The 15,424-nt window shown below is 44.6% G+C and carries 14 protein-coding genes and 1 other RNA gene; 8 read left to right on the top strand and 7 right to left on the bottom strand.

From position 1 onward, the window contains the following. Positions 1-119: 119 nt before the first annotated feature. The 4 genes from ACHUFN_RS05810 to ACHUFN_RS05795 all read left to right on the top strand — a co-directional run bounded on the left by ACHUFN_RS05810 (position 120) and on the right by ACHUFN_RS05795 (position 3,171). Positions 120-413, top strand: a complete 294-nt coding sequence (locus ACHUFN_RS05810) for a DUF1289 domain-containing protein (RefSeq protein ID WP_394221362.1) — start codon at positions 120-122, stop codon at positions 411-413. Positions 414-455: 42 nt separating this feature from the next. Further along, positions 456-1,280, top strand: coding sequence for an HDOD domain-containing protein (locus ACHUFN_RS05805; RefSeq protein WP_394221361.1), 825 nt, complete (start codon positions 456-458; stop codon positions 1,278-1,280). 130 nt (positions 1,281-1,410) lie between these two features. Next, the gene (locus ACHUFN_RS05800; protein ID WP_394221360.1) at positions 1,411-2,214 is read left to right on the top strand and encodes a DUF481 domain-containing protein; all 804 of its coding nucleotides are present in this window, start codon (positions 1,411-1,413) and stop codon (positions 2,212-2,214) included. 210 nt (positions 2,215-2,424) lie between these two features. Next, entirely contained in the window at positions 2,425-3,171 is a 747-nt protein-coding gene (locus ACHUFN_RS05795) for a DUF481 domain-containing protein (RefSeq protein WP_394221359.1), read from the top strand. A 263-nt stretch (positions 3,172-3,434) separates the two neighbouring features. Here the strand turns inward: ACHUFN_RS05795 and serA are convergent, their stop codons facing one another. The 7 genes from serA to ssrS form a co-directional block, all read right to left on the bottom strand. Next, positions 3,435-4,664 carry a phosphoglycerate dehydrogenase gene (gene serA, locus ACHUFN_RS05790; RefSeq protein WP_394221358.1) on the bottom strand — a complete coding sequence of 410 codons (1,230 nt, stop codon included), beginning with the start codon at positions 4,662-4,664 and terminating at the stop codon, positions 3,435-3,437. A gap of 396 nt (positions 4,665-5,060) precedes the next feature. Beyond that, the gene (gene rpiA / locus ACHUFN_RS05785) at positions 5,061-5,717 is read right to left on the bottom strand and encodes a ribose-5-phosphate isomerase RpiA (protein ID WP_394221357.1); all 657 of its coding nucleotides are present in this window, start codon (positions 5,715-5,717) and stop codon (positions 5,061-5,063) included. 103 nt (positions 5,718-5,820) lie between these two features. After that, positions 5,821-6,570, bottom strand: a complete 750-nt coding sequence (locus tag ACHUFN_RS05780) for a 5-formyltetrahydrofolate cyclo-ligase (protein WP_394221356.1) — start codon at positions 6,568-6,570, stop codon at positions 5,821-5,823. A 45-nt stretch (positions 6,571-6,615) separates the two neighbouring features. Further along, positions 6,616-8,241 carry a hybrid sensor histidine kinase/response regulator gene (locus tag ACHUFN_RS05775; protein ID WP_394221355.1) on the bottom strand — a complete coding sequence of 542 codons (1,626 nt, stop codon included), beginning with the start codon at positions 8,239-8,241 and terminating at the stop codon, positions 6,616-6,618. A gap of 66 nt (positions 8,242-8,307) precedes the next feature. Continuing rightward, positions 8,308-9,249: a nucleoside hydrolase gene (locus tag ACHUFN_RS05770; RefSeq protein ID WP_394221354.1), complete on the bottom strand. Its 942-nt coding sequence runs from the start codon at positions 9,247-9,249 to the stop codon at positions 8,308-8,310. A 22-nt stretch (positions 9,250-9,271) separates the two neighbouring features. Then, positions 9,272-10,168, bottom strand: a complete 897-nt coding sequence (locus ACHUFN_RS05765; RefSeq protein ID WP_394221353.1) for a ribokinase — start codon at positions 10,166-10,168, stop codon at positions 9,272-9,274. Between the two features lie 21 nt (positions 10,169-10,189). Then, a non-coding RNA gene (ssrS, locus tag ACHUFN_RS05760) (6S RNA) lies at positions 10,190-10,372 on the bottom strand. Positions 10,373-10,918: 546 nt separating this feature from the next. Between ssrS and ACHUFN_RS05755 the strand changes: the two genes are divergently transcribed. The 4 genes from ACHUFN_RS05755 to ACHUFN_RS05740 all read left to right on the top strand — a co-directional run bounded on the left by ACHUFN_RS05755 (position 10,919) and on the right by ACHUFN_RS05740 (position 15,424). Further along, a complete protein-coding gene (locus tag ACHUFN_RS05755; RefSeq protein ID WP_394221352.1) occupies positions 10,919-11,485 on the top strand; it encodes a UPF0149 family protein in 567 nt (188 codons plus the stop codon). A 70-nt stretch (positions 11,486-11,555) separates the two neighbouring features. After that, complete coding sequence (gene pepP, locus ACHUFN_RS05750) at positions 11,556-12,872, top strand: Xaa-Pro aminopeptidase (RefSeq protein WP_394221351.1); 1,317 nt, start codon at positions 11,556-11,558, stop codon at positions 12,870-12,872. 16 nt (positions 12,873-12,888) lie between these two features. Next, positions 12,889-14,244, top strand: coding sequence for an FAD-dependent oxidoreductase (locus ACHUFN_RS05745; RefSeq protein ID WP_394221350.1), 1,356 nt, complete (start codon positions 12,889-12,891; stop codon positions 14,242-14,244). Beyond that, entirely contained in the window at positions 14,231-15,424 is a 1,194-nt protein-coding gene (locus ACHUFN_RS05740; protein ID WP_394221349.1) for an FAD-dependent monooxygenase, read from the top strand. The genes ACHUFN_RS05745 and ACHUFN_RS05740 overlap by 14 nt, the downstream gene beginning before the upstream one ends.

The raw sequence follows: 15,424 nt of genomic DNA, 5'->3' as shown, positions 1-15,424 counted from the left end.
CTTTTTAAAACCTACCGCTAGACCTATGCGACAAGGTACCTAATGAAAACGCGTGTTATCTTGCTAGTGACATAGGTTCTAATTACTGGTTTCACCCATAAATAGGTTTCGCGACTGATATGACGGAACAGAAGACATCATCTCAACAACTGGAGTTTTTCGAAATTCCAAGTCCTTGTATTGGTGTATGTGAATCTGGTCCTAGAGGTTTTTGCAAAGGGTGTTACCGAAGTCGCGATGAGCGTTTGTACTGGCTTAAAGTCGACGACGCAACAAAGCGCAAAATAATCAGTGCTTGTGTGCGGCGCAAAAAAGCGGTGCTTACGCGCGCTCGCAAGCAAGAGCAAAAAGAGCACAGTGCGTCGAACGAGCAATTTACGCTCTTCCTTGATGACCCGCCAAGCTCAGATTGAGCGGCCTTAAAAGTAAAAAAAGAATAGACTGAGAGTTATTAAATGTCGTTAGATAAGTATGTTTCGTATGCCGCGAAATCATTCACGTTACCTGATCTTTGTGTGCGTTTACGCTCAACCTTAGATAATCCCCGTTCCAGTTCGCAAGACATCGGGGAGTTGATCAGTGCCGATCCGTCGCTTACTGCAAAAGTTCTCAGACTTGCAAACAGCTCGTTGTTTCGCTTTCCTTCTCAAATTGAGTCAGTCGCTAAAGCAGTCAGTGTGATTGGAGGGGAAGCCCTTTACAACTTAGTGATTGCAGAAACAGCCAGTACTGCTTTTAAACGCTTCAGTACGGACGACCTTAATATAGATAAGCATTGGTACTCGTCGGTCTACTGCGGCATGGTGGCGAAGAGTGTAGCGATGAGGCTGAACGTGCGCGGCGCAGAGCGCTTCTTCGTAATGGGAATATTGCAAAACTTAAGTGAGTTAGTGGTGGTTAAACGTGAGCCTAAGCGTTACCAGTCATACTTAAATGCAGACAAAAAAGATTTGCCACATATTAACCAGTTGAACCAATTCGGTTTTACGTTTGCTCAATGCAGCGGTATCATACTCGAAAATTGGCACTTACCGATGGGTTTGTACTATCCGGTAACGTTCATGAATGATGAAGAAAAGCATTCGTCAGATGTCGATATTTGCGTTCTAGCACTGGCAAACCGTATTACTGTTAGCCAACTTGACCAAGAAAACTATGCTGACATTGAACTTTTTACTCCAGAGATAGCCAATACATTAAATCTAGACATGGAAGTGATAAGCAATTCAATTGAATACGCCGAATTAGAAACGGCGAAAATTGTATCGCTTATTCACTGAGCTTCAGTGTATCAACTTTGTCACTTTACTGCGATTGCGTAAATCGCAGTAAACTTCACCAGAGGATGGGTATTACAAGCGTCGTACTATGACGTAATCTAAAAATTAAAAGCTCAACGTAAATCAGGTTATGTTCAAAAAAATCTTCCGTCCAAGCATTGTTGTTGGCATTGTTTGTTCTATTGTCTGTGTATCTGCCAATGCAAGGGACCTCATCGAAACTTTGTATCACGCCGATTTCACCCCTGACACCGATGATGAAATTCCCCGATTTACGCTAGACGGTGAGCTGGGTGTATTACTCAATACGGGGAATACATCTGCAGCTAGCGTTAAAGCTGCCGTTAATGCTGACCACGAAACAGAAAATTGGAGCAGTCTTTATTTTGCTGAACTGCTTTACAAAGAAAGTGGTACGGCTACCACAGAAAGAGACATAAGTGCTCAACGCTTCTATACCAGTGCTCAGTTCGATTACAAACTTCTTACCCCTGGACGGCGTGTATTCATGTACGGCGACTACGAGGACGACAAGTTTACCGGTTATGAACATCGAGCCTCGTTTGCGGCAGGCTGGTCGCAGCGAGTTTGGCGCAACGAAGACAGTGAGTTTCGTTATAGCATAGGGCCGGGTTATACCTTCATTGAAGCCGAAGAAGATAATAACAACCTTGTAAACGACGGCATTATTGTGCGCGCCTCTGCTGAGTACAAATACCGCTGGAGCTCTGGCGCTAAGTTACGACAGTTTGTAAGCACAGAAGCAGGTGAAGAAAACACCAAGTCTCGCTCAGAAACCTCGTTGTCAGCCAACGTGTTTGGCTCGTTAGCAATGAAGCTTTCATTCATTTTAAATCATGAAACTGACACCGCTGAAGATGCCGAAGCGCTTAGTACAGAAACCTCTGTAGCGTTGGTTTATCAGTTTTTTTAATCAATTAGTGTAAATTAACGGTCAATCTTTGCAGTTTCGCCGGGTTCTCATTGACTGATTGCTGTGAAAATGTACACTGCGCAACACAATACATAGGCGCTTTCAGTTGAAGTGTCTTCAATGTACTTCTTTAAATTTCGCGTTGTACTGCTTTGTTTTATCAAGGCTATCAGGTACAACATATGGACCGATAATCAATAGGATTGTTTAATGAAAAAGCAAGTGCTTGCATCGCTGGTTGCAATTTCTCTTTCACCTGCCGTCTTCGCTCAAGACGATGAAGTTAAGCCTTTTACAATGGAAGGTGAGTTAGGTTTTATCTCTACAACAGGTAACACCGATACGACTTCTATCAATGCTGGCATTACCGCGCACCAAGAGCTAGAAGACTGGAGCAACGACTACCTGATTGAAGGCTTGTATCGTCAAGAAACCATTGAAAATGACGAAGGTGAAGATGAAGACGTAACTTCTGCACAGAAGTTCTTCGCATCAGCGCAGGGTAACTACAAACTTGCTAACCCAGATAATCGACTATTCGGCTTCGCATCATACGAAGACGACCGCTTTAGTAACTTTAACTATCAAGCGACATTAGCGGTGGGTTGGAACCAAAAAGTGCTTGAAAACAAACGCCACACCCTTGAATACTCAATCGGTCCGGGTTACTCATTCATTGAAACGCAAGACGAAGAAGATCTTGATAGCGTAATTGTTCGTGCGTCATCGGTTTACTCTTGGAAGATTTCAGATACCGCAAGGTTTACCCAAACCGTGAGTACGGAAATGGGTTCTGACAACACGAAGTCTCGTGCTGAAACAGCGCTTACCGCTACAATTAGTGGAAACCTGTCTATGCGTTTGTCATTCAAACTTGATCACAACACCAATGTTGATGAAGACATCGAGAAACTCGATACAGAAACGGCTGTAAGCTTGGTTTATAACTTTTTCTAAGCCTTAGCAATACATTCCCACTAAAGGCTCAAGAGCAGGGCCTTTAGGCTATCACCGCGATAAAACGGTGTAAAGTTGGGGGGAAGCCAAAATAAAAAAAGCTGCGCTTTAAAAAGTGCAGCTTTTTTAGTTTTTAGGTTACCAACTATGCGTTTATAAGACGTTTATCTAACGGTTATCAAAAACAAGCCAGCGCCTTTCACCGCAGGTTCGCCTTAAAAAGCCTAAAAACAACGCGTGATAAACGCCGAGTTTTTTACTTCTTAATGAAGAATACGGGTTTTAATCGTACCATCAATTTGCTGAAGTTCAGCTAGGGCCTCGTAACCACGGTCTTCTTTAACATCTACAACTACATAACCAATTTCAGCGTTGGTTTGAAGGTATTGCGCTTCAATGTTAATGCCTTTTTCGGCAAACGCTTGGTTAATTTGAGTGAGTATTCCCGGCTGGTTTTTATGCACATGCAGCAAGCGCGAGCGGCCAGTGTGCTCTGGTAACGATACTTCAGGGAAGTTTACTGCTGACAACGTCGAGCCGTTGTCGCTGTACTTCGCCAATTTACCAGCCACTTCAATGCCAATGTTTTCCTGTGCTTCTTGCGTGCTTCCACCCACATGTGGCGTAAGAATAACATTGTCGAACGCGCGAAGCGGCGACTCGAATTCTTCGGTATTTGACTTAGGCTCAACAGGGAATACGTCGATAGCTGCGCCGTTAAGGTGACCGCTTTCCAAAGCGCCAGCAAGGGCGTCGATGTCAACAACCGTACCGCGAGAGGCGTTGATCAAAATACTGCCTTTTTTCATTTGAGACAGTTCTTTCTCGCCAATCATATCTTGTGTTTGTTGTGTTTCTGGAACATGAAGAGAAACCACATCAGACGTATTAAGCAGCTTTTCAAGCGACTTAACCTGTGCAGAGTTACCAAGCACGAGTTTATCTTCAATGTCGAAAAACTGAACGCGCATACCTAAGTGTTCAGCCAGAATACTTAGCTGAGTGCCAATGTGGCCGTAGCCAATAATGCCAAGCGTTTTTCCACGGGCTTCGTATGAACCAACGGCTGTTTTTTCCCATTCACCGCGATGGGCTTTAGCATTTTTACTAGGCACTTGGCGAAGAAGAAGAATAATTTGTCCAAGGACAAGCTCGGCCACAGAGCGGGTGTTAGAAAACGGTGCATTAAAAACTGGAATACCGCGGCGCTGTGTTGCTTCAAGGTCAACTTGGTTCGTACCAATGCAAAAACAACCAATGGCTACCAGCTTCTGCGCTGCTTCAACCACTTTCTCTGTAATTTGAGTGCGCGAGCGAATACCTACAAAGTGGGCATCTTTAATTTTCTCAATTAATTCATCTTCAGGAAGAGAAGTCTTAAGAAATTCAATGTTGCTATACCCATTACTCTTCAGTGTTTCCAAAGCGCTTTGGTGAACACCCTCTAACAACAAAATGCGGATTTTATCCTTCTCTAATGAAACTTTGCTCATGAACTCGCTATCTCTCACTGGTGTAATTGGGGTCGTTTGTACAGCCAAAACTAGCAGTAACTATCACTGGTTTTGCAAGATTTAAGCGCAAAACCCTACCGCTGGTTCACTGGCAACAACGTCTATATTCTCAGCTTTTGGCTAGTGTGCATCTTGCACAAAAAGCACGCTGTTTATTTTTATCGTCAAGTTTTAAGCCTCAACACGCTTAGTAATAGCGACGTCTAGAGGTATTAAATAAAGGACATCTAGACGTCTAAACGGAAATTAACAGAAAACACGTTAAGTTAAAAGCAGAATTTTGTATAGCTTTTCGCCGTTTCAGTTAATTGCTCGTGGTAAAAACCTGAGGCAAAAGAAACCATGACGAAAACCTGGTGACAAAAATCACATGTATTACTTAAAGGTTTCAACGCCTTCGTCAGTTGCACTTAACACAATGTCAGCGCCTCTTAGCGCAAATATTCCGTTGGTCACAACGCCTGGAATGTTATTTATTTTCTGCTCAAGTTCACGTGGATTAAGTATTTCTAGGTTGTGAACATCTAGAATAACGTTGCCATTGTCTGTAACTACGCCTTGTCGATATGCAGGGTCGCCGCCCAGCTTAACAAGCTCACGCGCTACAAATGAGCGGGCCATGGGAATGACTTCCACTGGAAGCGGAAACGAGCCAAGTACAGGAACGCGTTTGCTTTCATCTACAATACAAACAAAGGTCGTGGCGGCACCGGCCACTATTTTTTCGCGAGTAAGCGCTGCACCACCACCTTTAATCATGTGTTTATGTTCGGTAACTTCGTCTGCACCGTCGATGTAAACCGAAAGGTTACTTACTTCATTCAGTTCAAATACTTCAATGCCCAACGCTTTAAGGCGCTCAGTAGATGCCTCTGAACTTGAAACTGCACCTTCAATTTTGTGCTTAATTTTACCGAGCTCTTCAATAAAGAAGTTTACGGTAGAGCCTGTGCCTACACCAACAACGCTGTCTGCTTCTACATAGTCGATAGCGGCTTTGGCAACAGCTTGTTTTTTTGCGTTCTGATCCATGATTACTCTCCGAATTGTTTTGTTCGCAGTGTAACTTATATACTGAACTGAACCCACTAGTTCATGAGTTCAATTTATTAAAGCGAGCTGGCTCATTAAAATCTTATTTAGTGAATTGCAATGTGCGGGTAGGGGTAACAATGGCATCAAGAGGTACGTCCCATGATGCAATAGGAAGTGTATCGACCTGTTGAATATCGTGGGCAATACCTACCAGCTTAGGTTTGCGCGGACAGATAGGGGAGTTTGTGTTTGAATGATGCTGGGTAAAGCTTAGTGTGCGATCGTAATAACCGCCTCCCATACCCAAGCGGTTACCAGCAAGGTCAAAGCCTACAAGCGGCATCAGAATAACGTTGCACTGCGATACTGGAACCACGTTAGCGCAAGACAATTCAGGTTCTTCAATGCTGTATTTGTTCTTTACTAACTTTGTATCGGGCGCGTAAGACAAAAATAATAAATGCCCTTTACAAATAGGGTGAAGTACTGGCAACGCAAACTGCGAAGCATGGGGTGCTTGCCATACGGTGTTGATGTAATGCTTTAAGTTTACCTCGCCGTCGTTAACTAAATACCCTGCCACAACGCGGGCGTCATTTAATAATGACAGTGTGGCAAGCTGCTTTGCTACGCCAAGCGCTGCTGCTTCGTGTTGCTGAGCGCTTAAGTTGCGCCGCGCTTCACGAAGTGTTTTTCTTAGCTGAGCGCGTGATTGCATCAGCCCTTCTAAACCAGCTTGTGCTGCAGCCGTCGTTTTTAGACCAGCGTGCTTTGAAGAGGGGGCGATTAGGTTTATCTGGCCTTGTGTCGTTTGCTTTGAAGTCGTGCCTTTTTTAGAAAATGTTGGCATTTAAGATATACGCTCCCTACCTTGTAGTGCGATTTGAGCGAGTGATTACTTCTCTTTGGCTAAGTAATGGTTCAAAACTCGAATTAGCTCTGTGCTATCAATAGGCTTTGTGAGAACGTCGTTTAGCCCTATTTCACGCAAGTACTCAGGCTGAGTAATAACATCGGCGGTCAAAGCTACAACGGGAAGATGTGGCTTTGTACTCTTAATTTGCGCTGCTGCTTCGTCGCCTTGAATACCCGGCAAATTCAAATCCATAAGTACCAAGTCTACAGGGTTTGACTTTGCATACTCTACGCCTTCTTCCCCGGTGCTGACGATGGAAAGTGGAATGCCTAACTTTTCAAACAGAGTTTGAATAACAACCTGATTAATGTAGTGGTCTTCAACTACAAGCACATTAACCGACGTATCAATATTGACCTGTGCTACAAAGCTTTTAGGTTGTGCTTCAACAAACTGGTTCGCGCTTAGTGCATCTGCGGGCAAAGTGACACTAACTCGGGTGCCCTGGTTCAATTTGCTGCTCACTTTTATGGAACCATCCATCAGCTCAATCAAACGCTTTGAAATATTTAGTCCTAAGCCAGTTCCGCTAATCTTTTGGGCATTTTCCATACGCTCAAAGGGAGTGAAAAGCCGTTTTTGATCCTCTTCACTCATACCAATACCTTCGTCAACGATATTAAATATAACGTTGCCGTTTTTATATTTGACTTGTGCCTTCACGGCTTTACCATGGTTGGTAAATTTAATAGCGTTTGAAAGCAAGTTCAGTGCAATTTGACCAAATTTTGTGTCATCAAAAAAGAGGGATTCTGGAACAGAAGGTTCAATGATTGTGCTGAACGTAATTCCACTATCTTCTGCACGAATTTTGGTAAGAGAAAATAAATGTGTGAAGAAGTCGTTTGTATTTACTGCGCGAGGCATAACCCGCATTTTACCCGCTTCAATTTGCTTAATATCTAAAACGGAATTAACAATTTCTAAAAGTCTTTCACCGCTTTGAGTCACATGCGACAGTGGGGTTGTAAAAGACTCAGGTAAGTTAAGTTTTTGCGCTTCGCCTTCCAATAGCCGGCTAAATGTATTAATGGCATTAAGCGGAGTGCGAATTTCATGACTAACGTAAGATAAAAAGTCAGACTTAAATTGGCTGGTGCGCTCTAGCTCTCGGTTTTTGCGCTTAAGCTCTAAGTGTGCCACAACCGACTTACTTAGCGTTTGTAGCGATGCTTTTTGCGATTCGCTCAACTTACGTGGTTTGCGGTCTATTGCGCAAAGCGTACCAATGGCATGGCCTGAAGGCGTAATTAGCGGTGCACCTGCATAAAAGCGAATATCTGGCGCGCCAGTCACTAACGGGTTATCGAAAAAGCGCGGGTCTTCGCACGCGTTAGGAATTTCGAATACATCTTCTTGCAGTATGGCGTGAGAGCAGAAAGCAATTTCTCGCGATGTTTCTTCGGCATCAAGGCCTACGCGAGACTTAAACCACTGGCGATCAGGGTCTACCAAGCTGATAAGTGCGATAGGCGTTTCACATATTTGTGAGGCTAACGCAGTGAGGTCATCAAAAAGCTGTTCTGCTTCTGTATCGAGTACGTCGTAGCTAAGAAGTTCAGCAAGACGTTCATCTTCATTTTCGTGGAGTGGAGCAGCTATCATATGCTTTTATTTAAACCTAACACTTTAGAAAAAAAGGGATTGTTTTGAAACAATCCCTTAACACTATCATAAAGCGTAGGTGTCTATGAATAGTTGTTCCAGCTTTTTGTGGTCAACTTTAGTCGCTACCTTAATGGTGTTAGCTTCATTCCAAAGTGGGCTAGGCGTTGTGCCTTTAGGAGCAACCACGGTTTGGCCTCTATCTAACGCACCTGTACCAACGCGAACATGACCTTCTGTTAGTTCGAAGAGTTCTGGGTGACGAAGATGCGCAATCGGGAATGCATCGTGGAAGAAGCACACGCGGTCTTCACGGTTTTGCGAGTAGAAATCCATGTAGAACTGGGCGCTTTCTTTCACGAAGCCGCCAAGCGTGTTGTTTTTCTCTTCCAGTTTTTCAACAAAAGCAGGCGAGAACGGCGTGAAGTTAGTCACGTCTAGACCAAACATAGTTAGGTCCCAATCTGCTGCAAAGACGATTTCCGCGGCGTGGGCGTCGTTCCAAATATTCGCTTCGGCTACTGGCGTTACATTACCCGGTACAAATGCTGCGCCACCCATAATGCTCACACCTTTCACCAATTTAGGCAGTTCTGGCTCAAGGCGAAGCGCAAGGGCCAAATTACCTAGTGGTCCAATAGCCACAATGGTGATTTCGCCAGGGTATTTACGCGCCATGTCTACGATAAACTGTGCTGAACTGCGTGGGTCTAGCTCAGTTTTAGGTGCTTCAGGTTTAATATCACCAAAGCCATGTTCACCGTGCACGAAGTGTGCGTAAGTTGACTCTGGACCTACCCAAGGCATACCTACGCCTTTGGTTACAGGAATATCTTTTCCGGCAATTTCACAAAGGGTTAGGGCATTTTGCGCTGCCATTGTAACTGGAACATTACCGTAAACAGTCGTTAAGCCAAGTACTTCAATGTCTGGAGACTGGAAAGCGAAAAAAATCGCCATTGCATCATCAATCCCCGGATCTGTATCTAATATGATTTTATGTGCCATCAAATTGTCTCTATGCGTCTTGCTAGTTGGCGTGTTTCGCTAAGAAACGATCCACTTCTTTTTGTGTAGGAATACTCTGCGCTGCACCTTCGCGAGTAACAGCAATAGCCGAAGCTGCACAGCCGCGACGCAATGCTTGCTTCGCGTCAGTGTGGTTGCAGTAGGCAGACAGGAAGTAACCGATAAAGGTGTCACCTGCAGCTGTTGTGTCAACGGCATCTACAGAGAATGCGTTTACTTCAATAACATCGTTTTTGCGCAACATCATTACACCAGCCTTACCCAATGTAATAATGACTTCGCAATGTGACCACTGTTCTTTGAACACAGTCACAATATCTTCAAGCTCTTCTTTACCTGTAATGGCTGCAGCTTCGGTTTCGTTTACAATCAGTAAATCTACACAGTCTAAAGGAAGCTGTTTTACCGACTCGCTCATAGGCGCTGGATTAAACGCAACTTTTAAATGCTTTTCCTTCGCTTGACGAAGCACTTCTTCAATGCTGCTGGTTTCGTTTTGAGTGAGCACCCAATCTGAAGGGCGAGTATCATCTAGCGCTTGCATAACCGTTTTTGCGGTAATGGTTTGATTAGCACCACCAAAAAGCACAATGGCATTCTCGCCGCTTGGCGTAACTTGAATGATAGCGTGACCTGAAGGAACTTCTGAACACTTCACACCACGGCAATCAACACCTTTTTTGATTAGGTCTTGTTTGAATGAGGCGTCGTTTTCGTGAATGCTGCCAACGTGGCGTACGTCTGCACCTGCTTGCGCTAAAGCAATAGACTGGTTTGCACCCTTACCGCCTAATAAGGTTTGGTAATGGGTAGAGGCCAACGTTTCACCAGGTTGCACAAAGTGGTCTACCTGATAAACGTGGTCAATATTTATAGAGCCAAAATTTATTATTGCCATTTCTTCTTCCGTCGAAAGAGGGCGCTTCCCAGAATGCCGCTGTCCATGTTTCGCCCGTGAACCGAAAAGTTCAGGGCGGAAGTATCACAATTGCCGTAGGCTTCTCGATACGAGTCGAGCTTGCGCAATAGCAGCTGTTTCAACTTCCTTGGTTTATAGCATCGGCCAGGGACATGAATGAACTAGCAAACATCCCAGGAAACATTGTTGTTGTATTAACGCAACAGGGTATAACAAACGCGAGATCTCTTGAAGAGGATCACCTAATGCGCTTTATATTTATTGTGCGTAGTGAATATAAAAGCGGTAGAAAAATACTATTTTCTTGACCAATTGGTCAGCAATTATACACGCATATTAAAGAAGCTCAATAATAACCAAGCAGCTTATTCAAGTATTACTACGCTGATAAACATTTCTGTGCTGTTGCGAGAGGAATTCCGTATCCGACGAAAATGATCTTAGTTGAAATACGGCTATGTTGCTAGCCGTAGTACATGGAAAATTACGCTTAGCGTTAAAAATACGTGCTGTTTGAACAGTGAGTAAACAACATATAATTTCACCTGAGTAAAGTGTGTACTAACTCGACCGCGAACTGTTCATAACTTTCATTTACTTTATATTGGAACTTGGGCAATAGTAGGCTTTGTACATTGAATTTTGCTAGTATTAACTCCATCAAGAGAGGTCAAAGCCAAGTATTAATGGCGCAAAATCTCAACTCACTTAAAACTAAGAGAACGATTCGTGGAAAAACAGCTCGATTACGATAGCGTAAGTAATAAACTGTCACAGCAAGGCATCATTGTAGACGCGGCAGAGGTTCATGGCATTTTATGCGGAATGCTTTGTGGTGGTATGTCTCTTACCGACCAAAAGTGGTTAGAAGCACTCAGCGAAACCATCAATCAGGGCGATGCGTTTAGCGACCAAACGCATCATTTACTCACATCGCTGTTCAATCAAACCTGCCAACAGCTTCTTGAGCCAGAGTTTGCGCTTAATTTACTTCTTCCTGAAGACCAAGCCCCCATTAACGACCGTGGAGCCGCGCTGATTAATTGGGTACAAGGGTTTATGCTTGGTTTCGGACTACATCAACAAGACCTAATGCAGTGTTCAGATGACGTAAAAGAAGCGCTGGAAGATTTTTCTGATATTTCTCGCATGGAAGAACCTATGGATGATGATGAAGAATCAGAAAAAGCACTGTTTGAAGTTGAAGAGTATGTGAAAATTTCAGCCATTTTGTGTTTCAGCGAGCTGGGTCAGTCGCTTCTTGATGATCAACAAGATACGCCATCCGTACACTAATAATTGATAGATAAAGTGCCCAATGTGGGCTTCTTTGTTTTAAAGTGACTTATTTAGGGTTTTCTCATTTATGATTAGTGCGCAAGAGTTTATTGCCAGACAAGACCGACTGCTTGCACAGTGCGGACCAAACAGTGTTTGTATTGTTCCTGCTGCGGGACTAGTAACGCGAAGCCGCGATACCGAATACACGTTTAGGCAAAACAGTGACTTTTGGTATTTAACGGGATTTGAAGAACCCAATGCGTGGCTGATATTGTCGAATCACCCTCGTTATGGTGAAAGCTATCGCGCAATGGTGGTACAAGAAAAAGACAAGAGCGCCGAGATTTGGCATGGCAAACGGTTAGGTGCTGAAGCCGCGTTATCACGATTTAGCTTAGATGAAGCCTTTGAACTGCAAGAGCTTGAAGAAGCCTTATTGGCATCGCTTCAAGGTCAAGACAACGTGTATTTTTCACTGGGCCACAACAAAAGCCACGATAAACTGTTTACAGAAGCCTTAACTACACTTCGTGAAGCGCCTAAAGAATCACTTGCACCGCATGCTGTGTACGACTTAAGCCCTATTTTACATGAAATGCGTTTGTTTAAGTCTGCTTGCGAAGTGGCAATGATGAAGGCGGCCGCTGAAATAAGTGCTAGCGCGCACAAACGGGCCATGCAGTTTACTTCGCCAGGCTGCTACGAATATCAGTTAGAGGCAGAAGTTCACCACGAATTCGCAATGGCGGGGGCACGTTCACCTGCGTACAGTACCATTGTTGGAAGTGGCGACAACGCCTGCATTTTGCACTACACGCAGAACAACGCGCAGATAAGTGACGGTGACTTGATCTTGATCGATGCCGGTGCTGAATATCAAGGTTATGCTGCGGACATTACGCGAACGTTTCCGGCAAATGGGAAGTTTAGTCATCCGCAGCGCGAGATTTACAACATTGTACTTAAGGCACAGCAAAGTGTATTAGACATGCTAGCCCCAGGCGTTACATTATCAGAAGCTATGTTGCACAGTGCGGAAATTATTACGCAGGGTTTAGTTGACCTTGGTGTACTTGAAGGTAGTGTTGCAGAAAACCTAGACAATGAAACCTGGCGACAGTTTTACATGCACGGTTTAGGGCACTTTATAGGGCTAGATGTGCACGATGTGGGCAACTATAAAATTGACGGTGAAGATCGCCCGTTAAAGCCAGGTATGGTAATTACAGTAGAGCCTGGTATTTACATCAGCCAAGACAGTAATGCGCCTGATAAGTACAAAGGCATTGGTGTACGCATAGAAGATGATGTGGTGATAACTGCAACAGGCGTAGACATCTTAACCTCTGATGTGCCAAAAGAAATAGACGCAATTGAAGCGCTAATGGCTGAAAACGAATAACAGGAAAACAAATACAGTGGAATCGGCAGAAGCGGTTGATGTAGTTATTATTGGCGGGGGCATTGTGGGTACCGTGCTGGCCAGAGCGCTGGCAGAAAAGGTTTCACCAAACGCTAGCGCAGGGCTTTCGGTTGCGCTTGTTGATGCGGCAGACCCCACCCAAACCAGTAAAAACCTTGATGACTTCAACCCGTTTACCGATACCCGCGTTATTGCTCTTGCACGACGCACCGTAAATGAACTTTCTGAATTAGGGCTTCAATTAAACGACCTAGCCAAGCAACACAATGGCGAGTTGCCACCACAAATAAAGCACATAGAAGTAAGTGATAAAGGGCACGTGGGGCTGGTAAATCTTGATTACAGCGACTACCACATTGATGCCTTTGGGCAAGTGGTAAGCTTAAGTGCGCTTACTCGCCTTGCCGCAAGTTCCAGTAAGGGCTACCAGCATATTGCGCCAGCAAAAGTCACTAATGTGAAACAGCAGCGTGATTGTGTATCAGTAGCGTTAGACAGTGGCGAAACATTAACAACCAAGCTGTTAGTACTTGCCGATGGTGGTCGCTCAGGATTAGCTGAACAAGTCGGTATTAGTAAAACCGTAAGCAACTATCACCAAACCGCCATTGTATTTAACGTGCACACCCAATTGGCTCACGAAAATAAAGCGTATGAGCGCTTTACTGAAAACGGCCCGCTGGCATTCCTGCCTTTTGATAGTGAAATTGATGGCGTGAAGGCAAACGGCAATGGCTTCTCTGTTGTGTGGACAGTAGAAACAGAAGCTGCCAAAGCTCTGATGGCATTAAATTCAGATGCGTTTATTCATGCATTGCAACAAGCCTTTGGTTATCGTCAGGGTAAAATTACTCGGGTAAGTGAGTTGGCCAGTTACCCACTTGCGCTAACTAAAGCAGACCAAGTAACAAGCCATAGAACGGTGGTGGTGGGTAACGCAGCACAAGCGCTTCACCCTATAGCTGGGCAAGGGTTTAACTTAGGCTTACGAGACTTAACTACGTTGGTGTCGGTGTTACAAACAGCCGCTTCCAGTTACGCCGATTCAAGCCATGCAGTTCAAGTAAGCGAAAAAGGCGCACAAGACGAGGTTAGCCTTTTCGACGCAGGCGGTTTTAGCATTACCCAGCAATACGCCAACTTACGTAAAACCGACAGAGACAACACGGTGGCCCTAACCGATACGCTGGTACGCACCTTTTCTAACCAGTATTTCCCAACAGTGATTGGTCGAAATTTGTCGTTACTGGCGCTTAGTATGATGCCAGAGGCAAAAAAAGCCTTTGTTAAACACACAACGGGCTATGGCGATACACAACACAAAAACAGAGATAACAATGCAGCATGTTGATATAGCGATAGTAGGCGGTGGAATTGTGGGGTTAACCCTTGCAGCCGCGCTTAAAAACAGTGAGTTGACCATAGCCATTATTGATAAGTCTGATTGTTATCAGGAGTTGTCTGATAAGCCCACCGCAAGAGTAAGTGCAATAAATCAAGCGAACATAAAGGCACTACAAGCGTTCAATGTGTGGCCCCATTTACAGCAAGACCGCGCCAACCCTTATACCGATATGCATGTATGGGACAAAGATAGCTTTGGCGATATTCATTTTTCATGTGATGAAATGGGCAGCGACACCCTGGGTGTTATTGTAGAAAACCAGGCTTTAGTTAATGCGCTTGCCAAGTCGTTAGAAACAAACGATGTTGAGACGAGCACGCAGTCGAATGTGCACATGATCACTGCGGGTATCGATAGGGTGCTTGCCGGGCAGCAGCAAACCATGCTGATGCTAGACAACGATTCAGTGGTAAGTTGTCGATTGTTAGTGGGCGCTGATGGTGCTAACTCGTTTGTAAGAAAACAAGCTGGTCTGCCCATCACTTTTAAAGATTATGAGCATACCGCTATTGTGGCTAATATTAGAACCGAAGCGCCGCACAATAACGTTGCACGCCAAGTGTTCACACCAACGGGGCCGCTGGCGCTGTTGCCTATGGCCAATGCCCATGTTTGTTCTATTGTATGGTCGCAAACCCCTGAGCAAGCCAGCTCGCTAATGGCGCTTGATGATAACGCGTTTTGTCATGCTTTGGCCGCGGCAAGTAATAGCGCACTTGGTACTGTTACCCTTGAAACGCAGCGCAGCGCGTTTCCTTTAACAATGCGTTACGCTCGTCAGTGGGCAAAAGATGGCGTAGTGCTGGTGGGGGATGCGGCGCATACTATTCACCCTTTAGCGGGGCAAGGTGCTAACTTAGGCATGCAAGACGCACTTGCATTAGCCAACGCGCTGCAAAAGCTTCACACGGAAGGTAAAGATATAGGGTTGTACAAACACCTTCGCAGCTACGAGCGAAGCCGTAAAACCGAAGCTATGAAGATGATTGCTGCAATGGACGGATTTAAGTTTTTGTTTGACGGCGATGATCCGCTTAAAAAGTTGGTCAGAGGTGTAGGGTTATCGGTAACCGACAAACTTGGTGCGGTAAAAAATGCTTTCGTAAGCCAAGCTATGGGACTATAA

It is taken from the genome of Alteromonas gracilis, assembly GCF_043642145.1.
Lineage (GTDB): Bacteria > Pseudomonadota > Gammaproteobacteria > Enterobacterales > Alteromonadaceae > Alteromonas > Alteromonas gracilis_B.
Note: the sequence above shows the minus strand (reverse complement) of the source record. Positions and strands in the feature narration are given on the sequence as shown.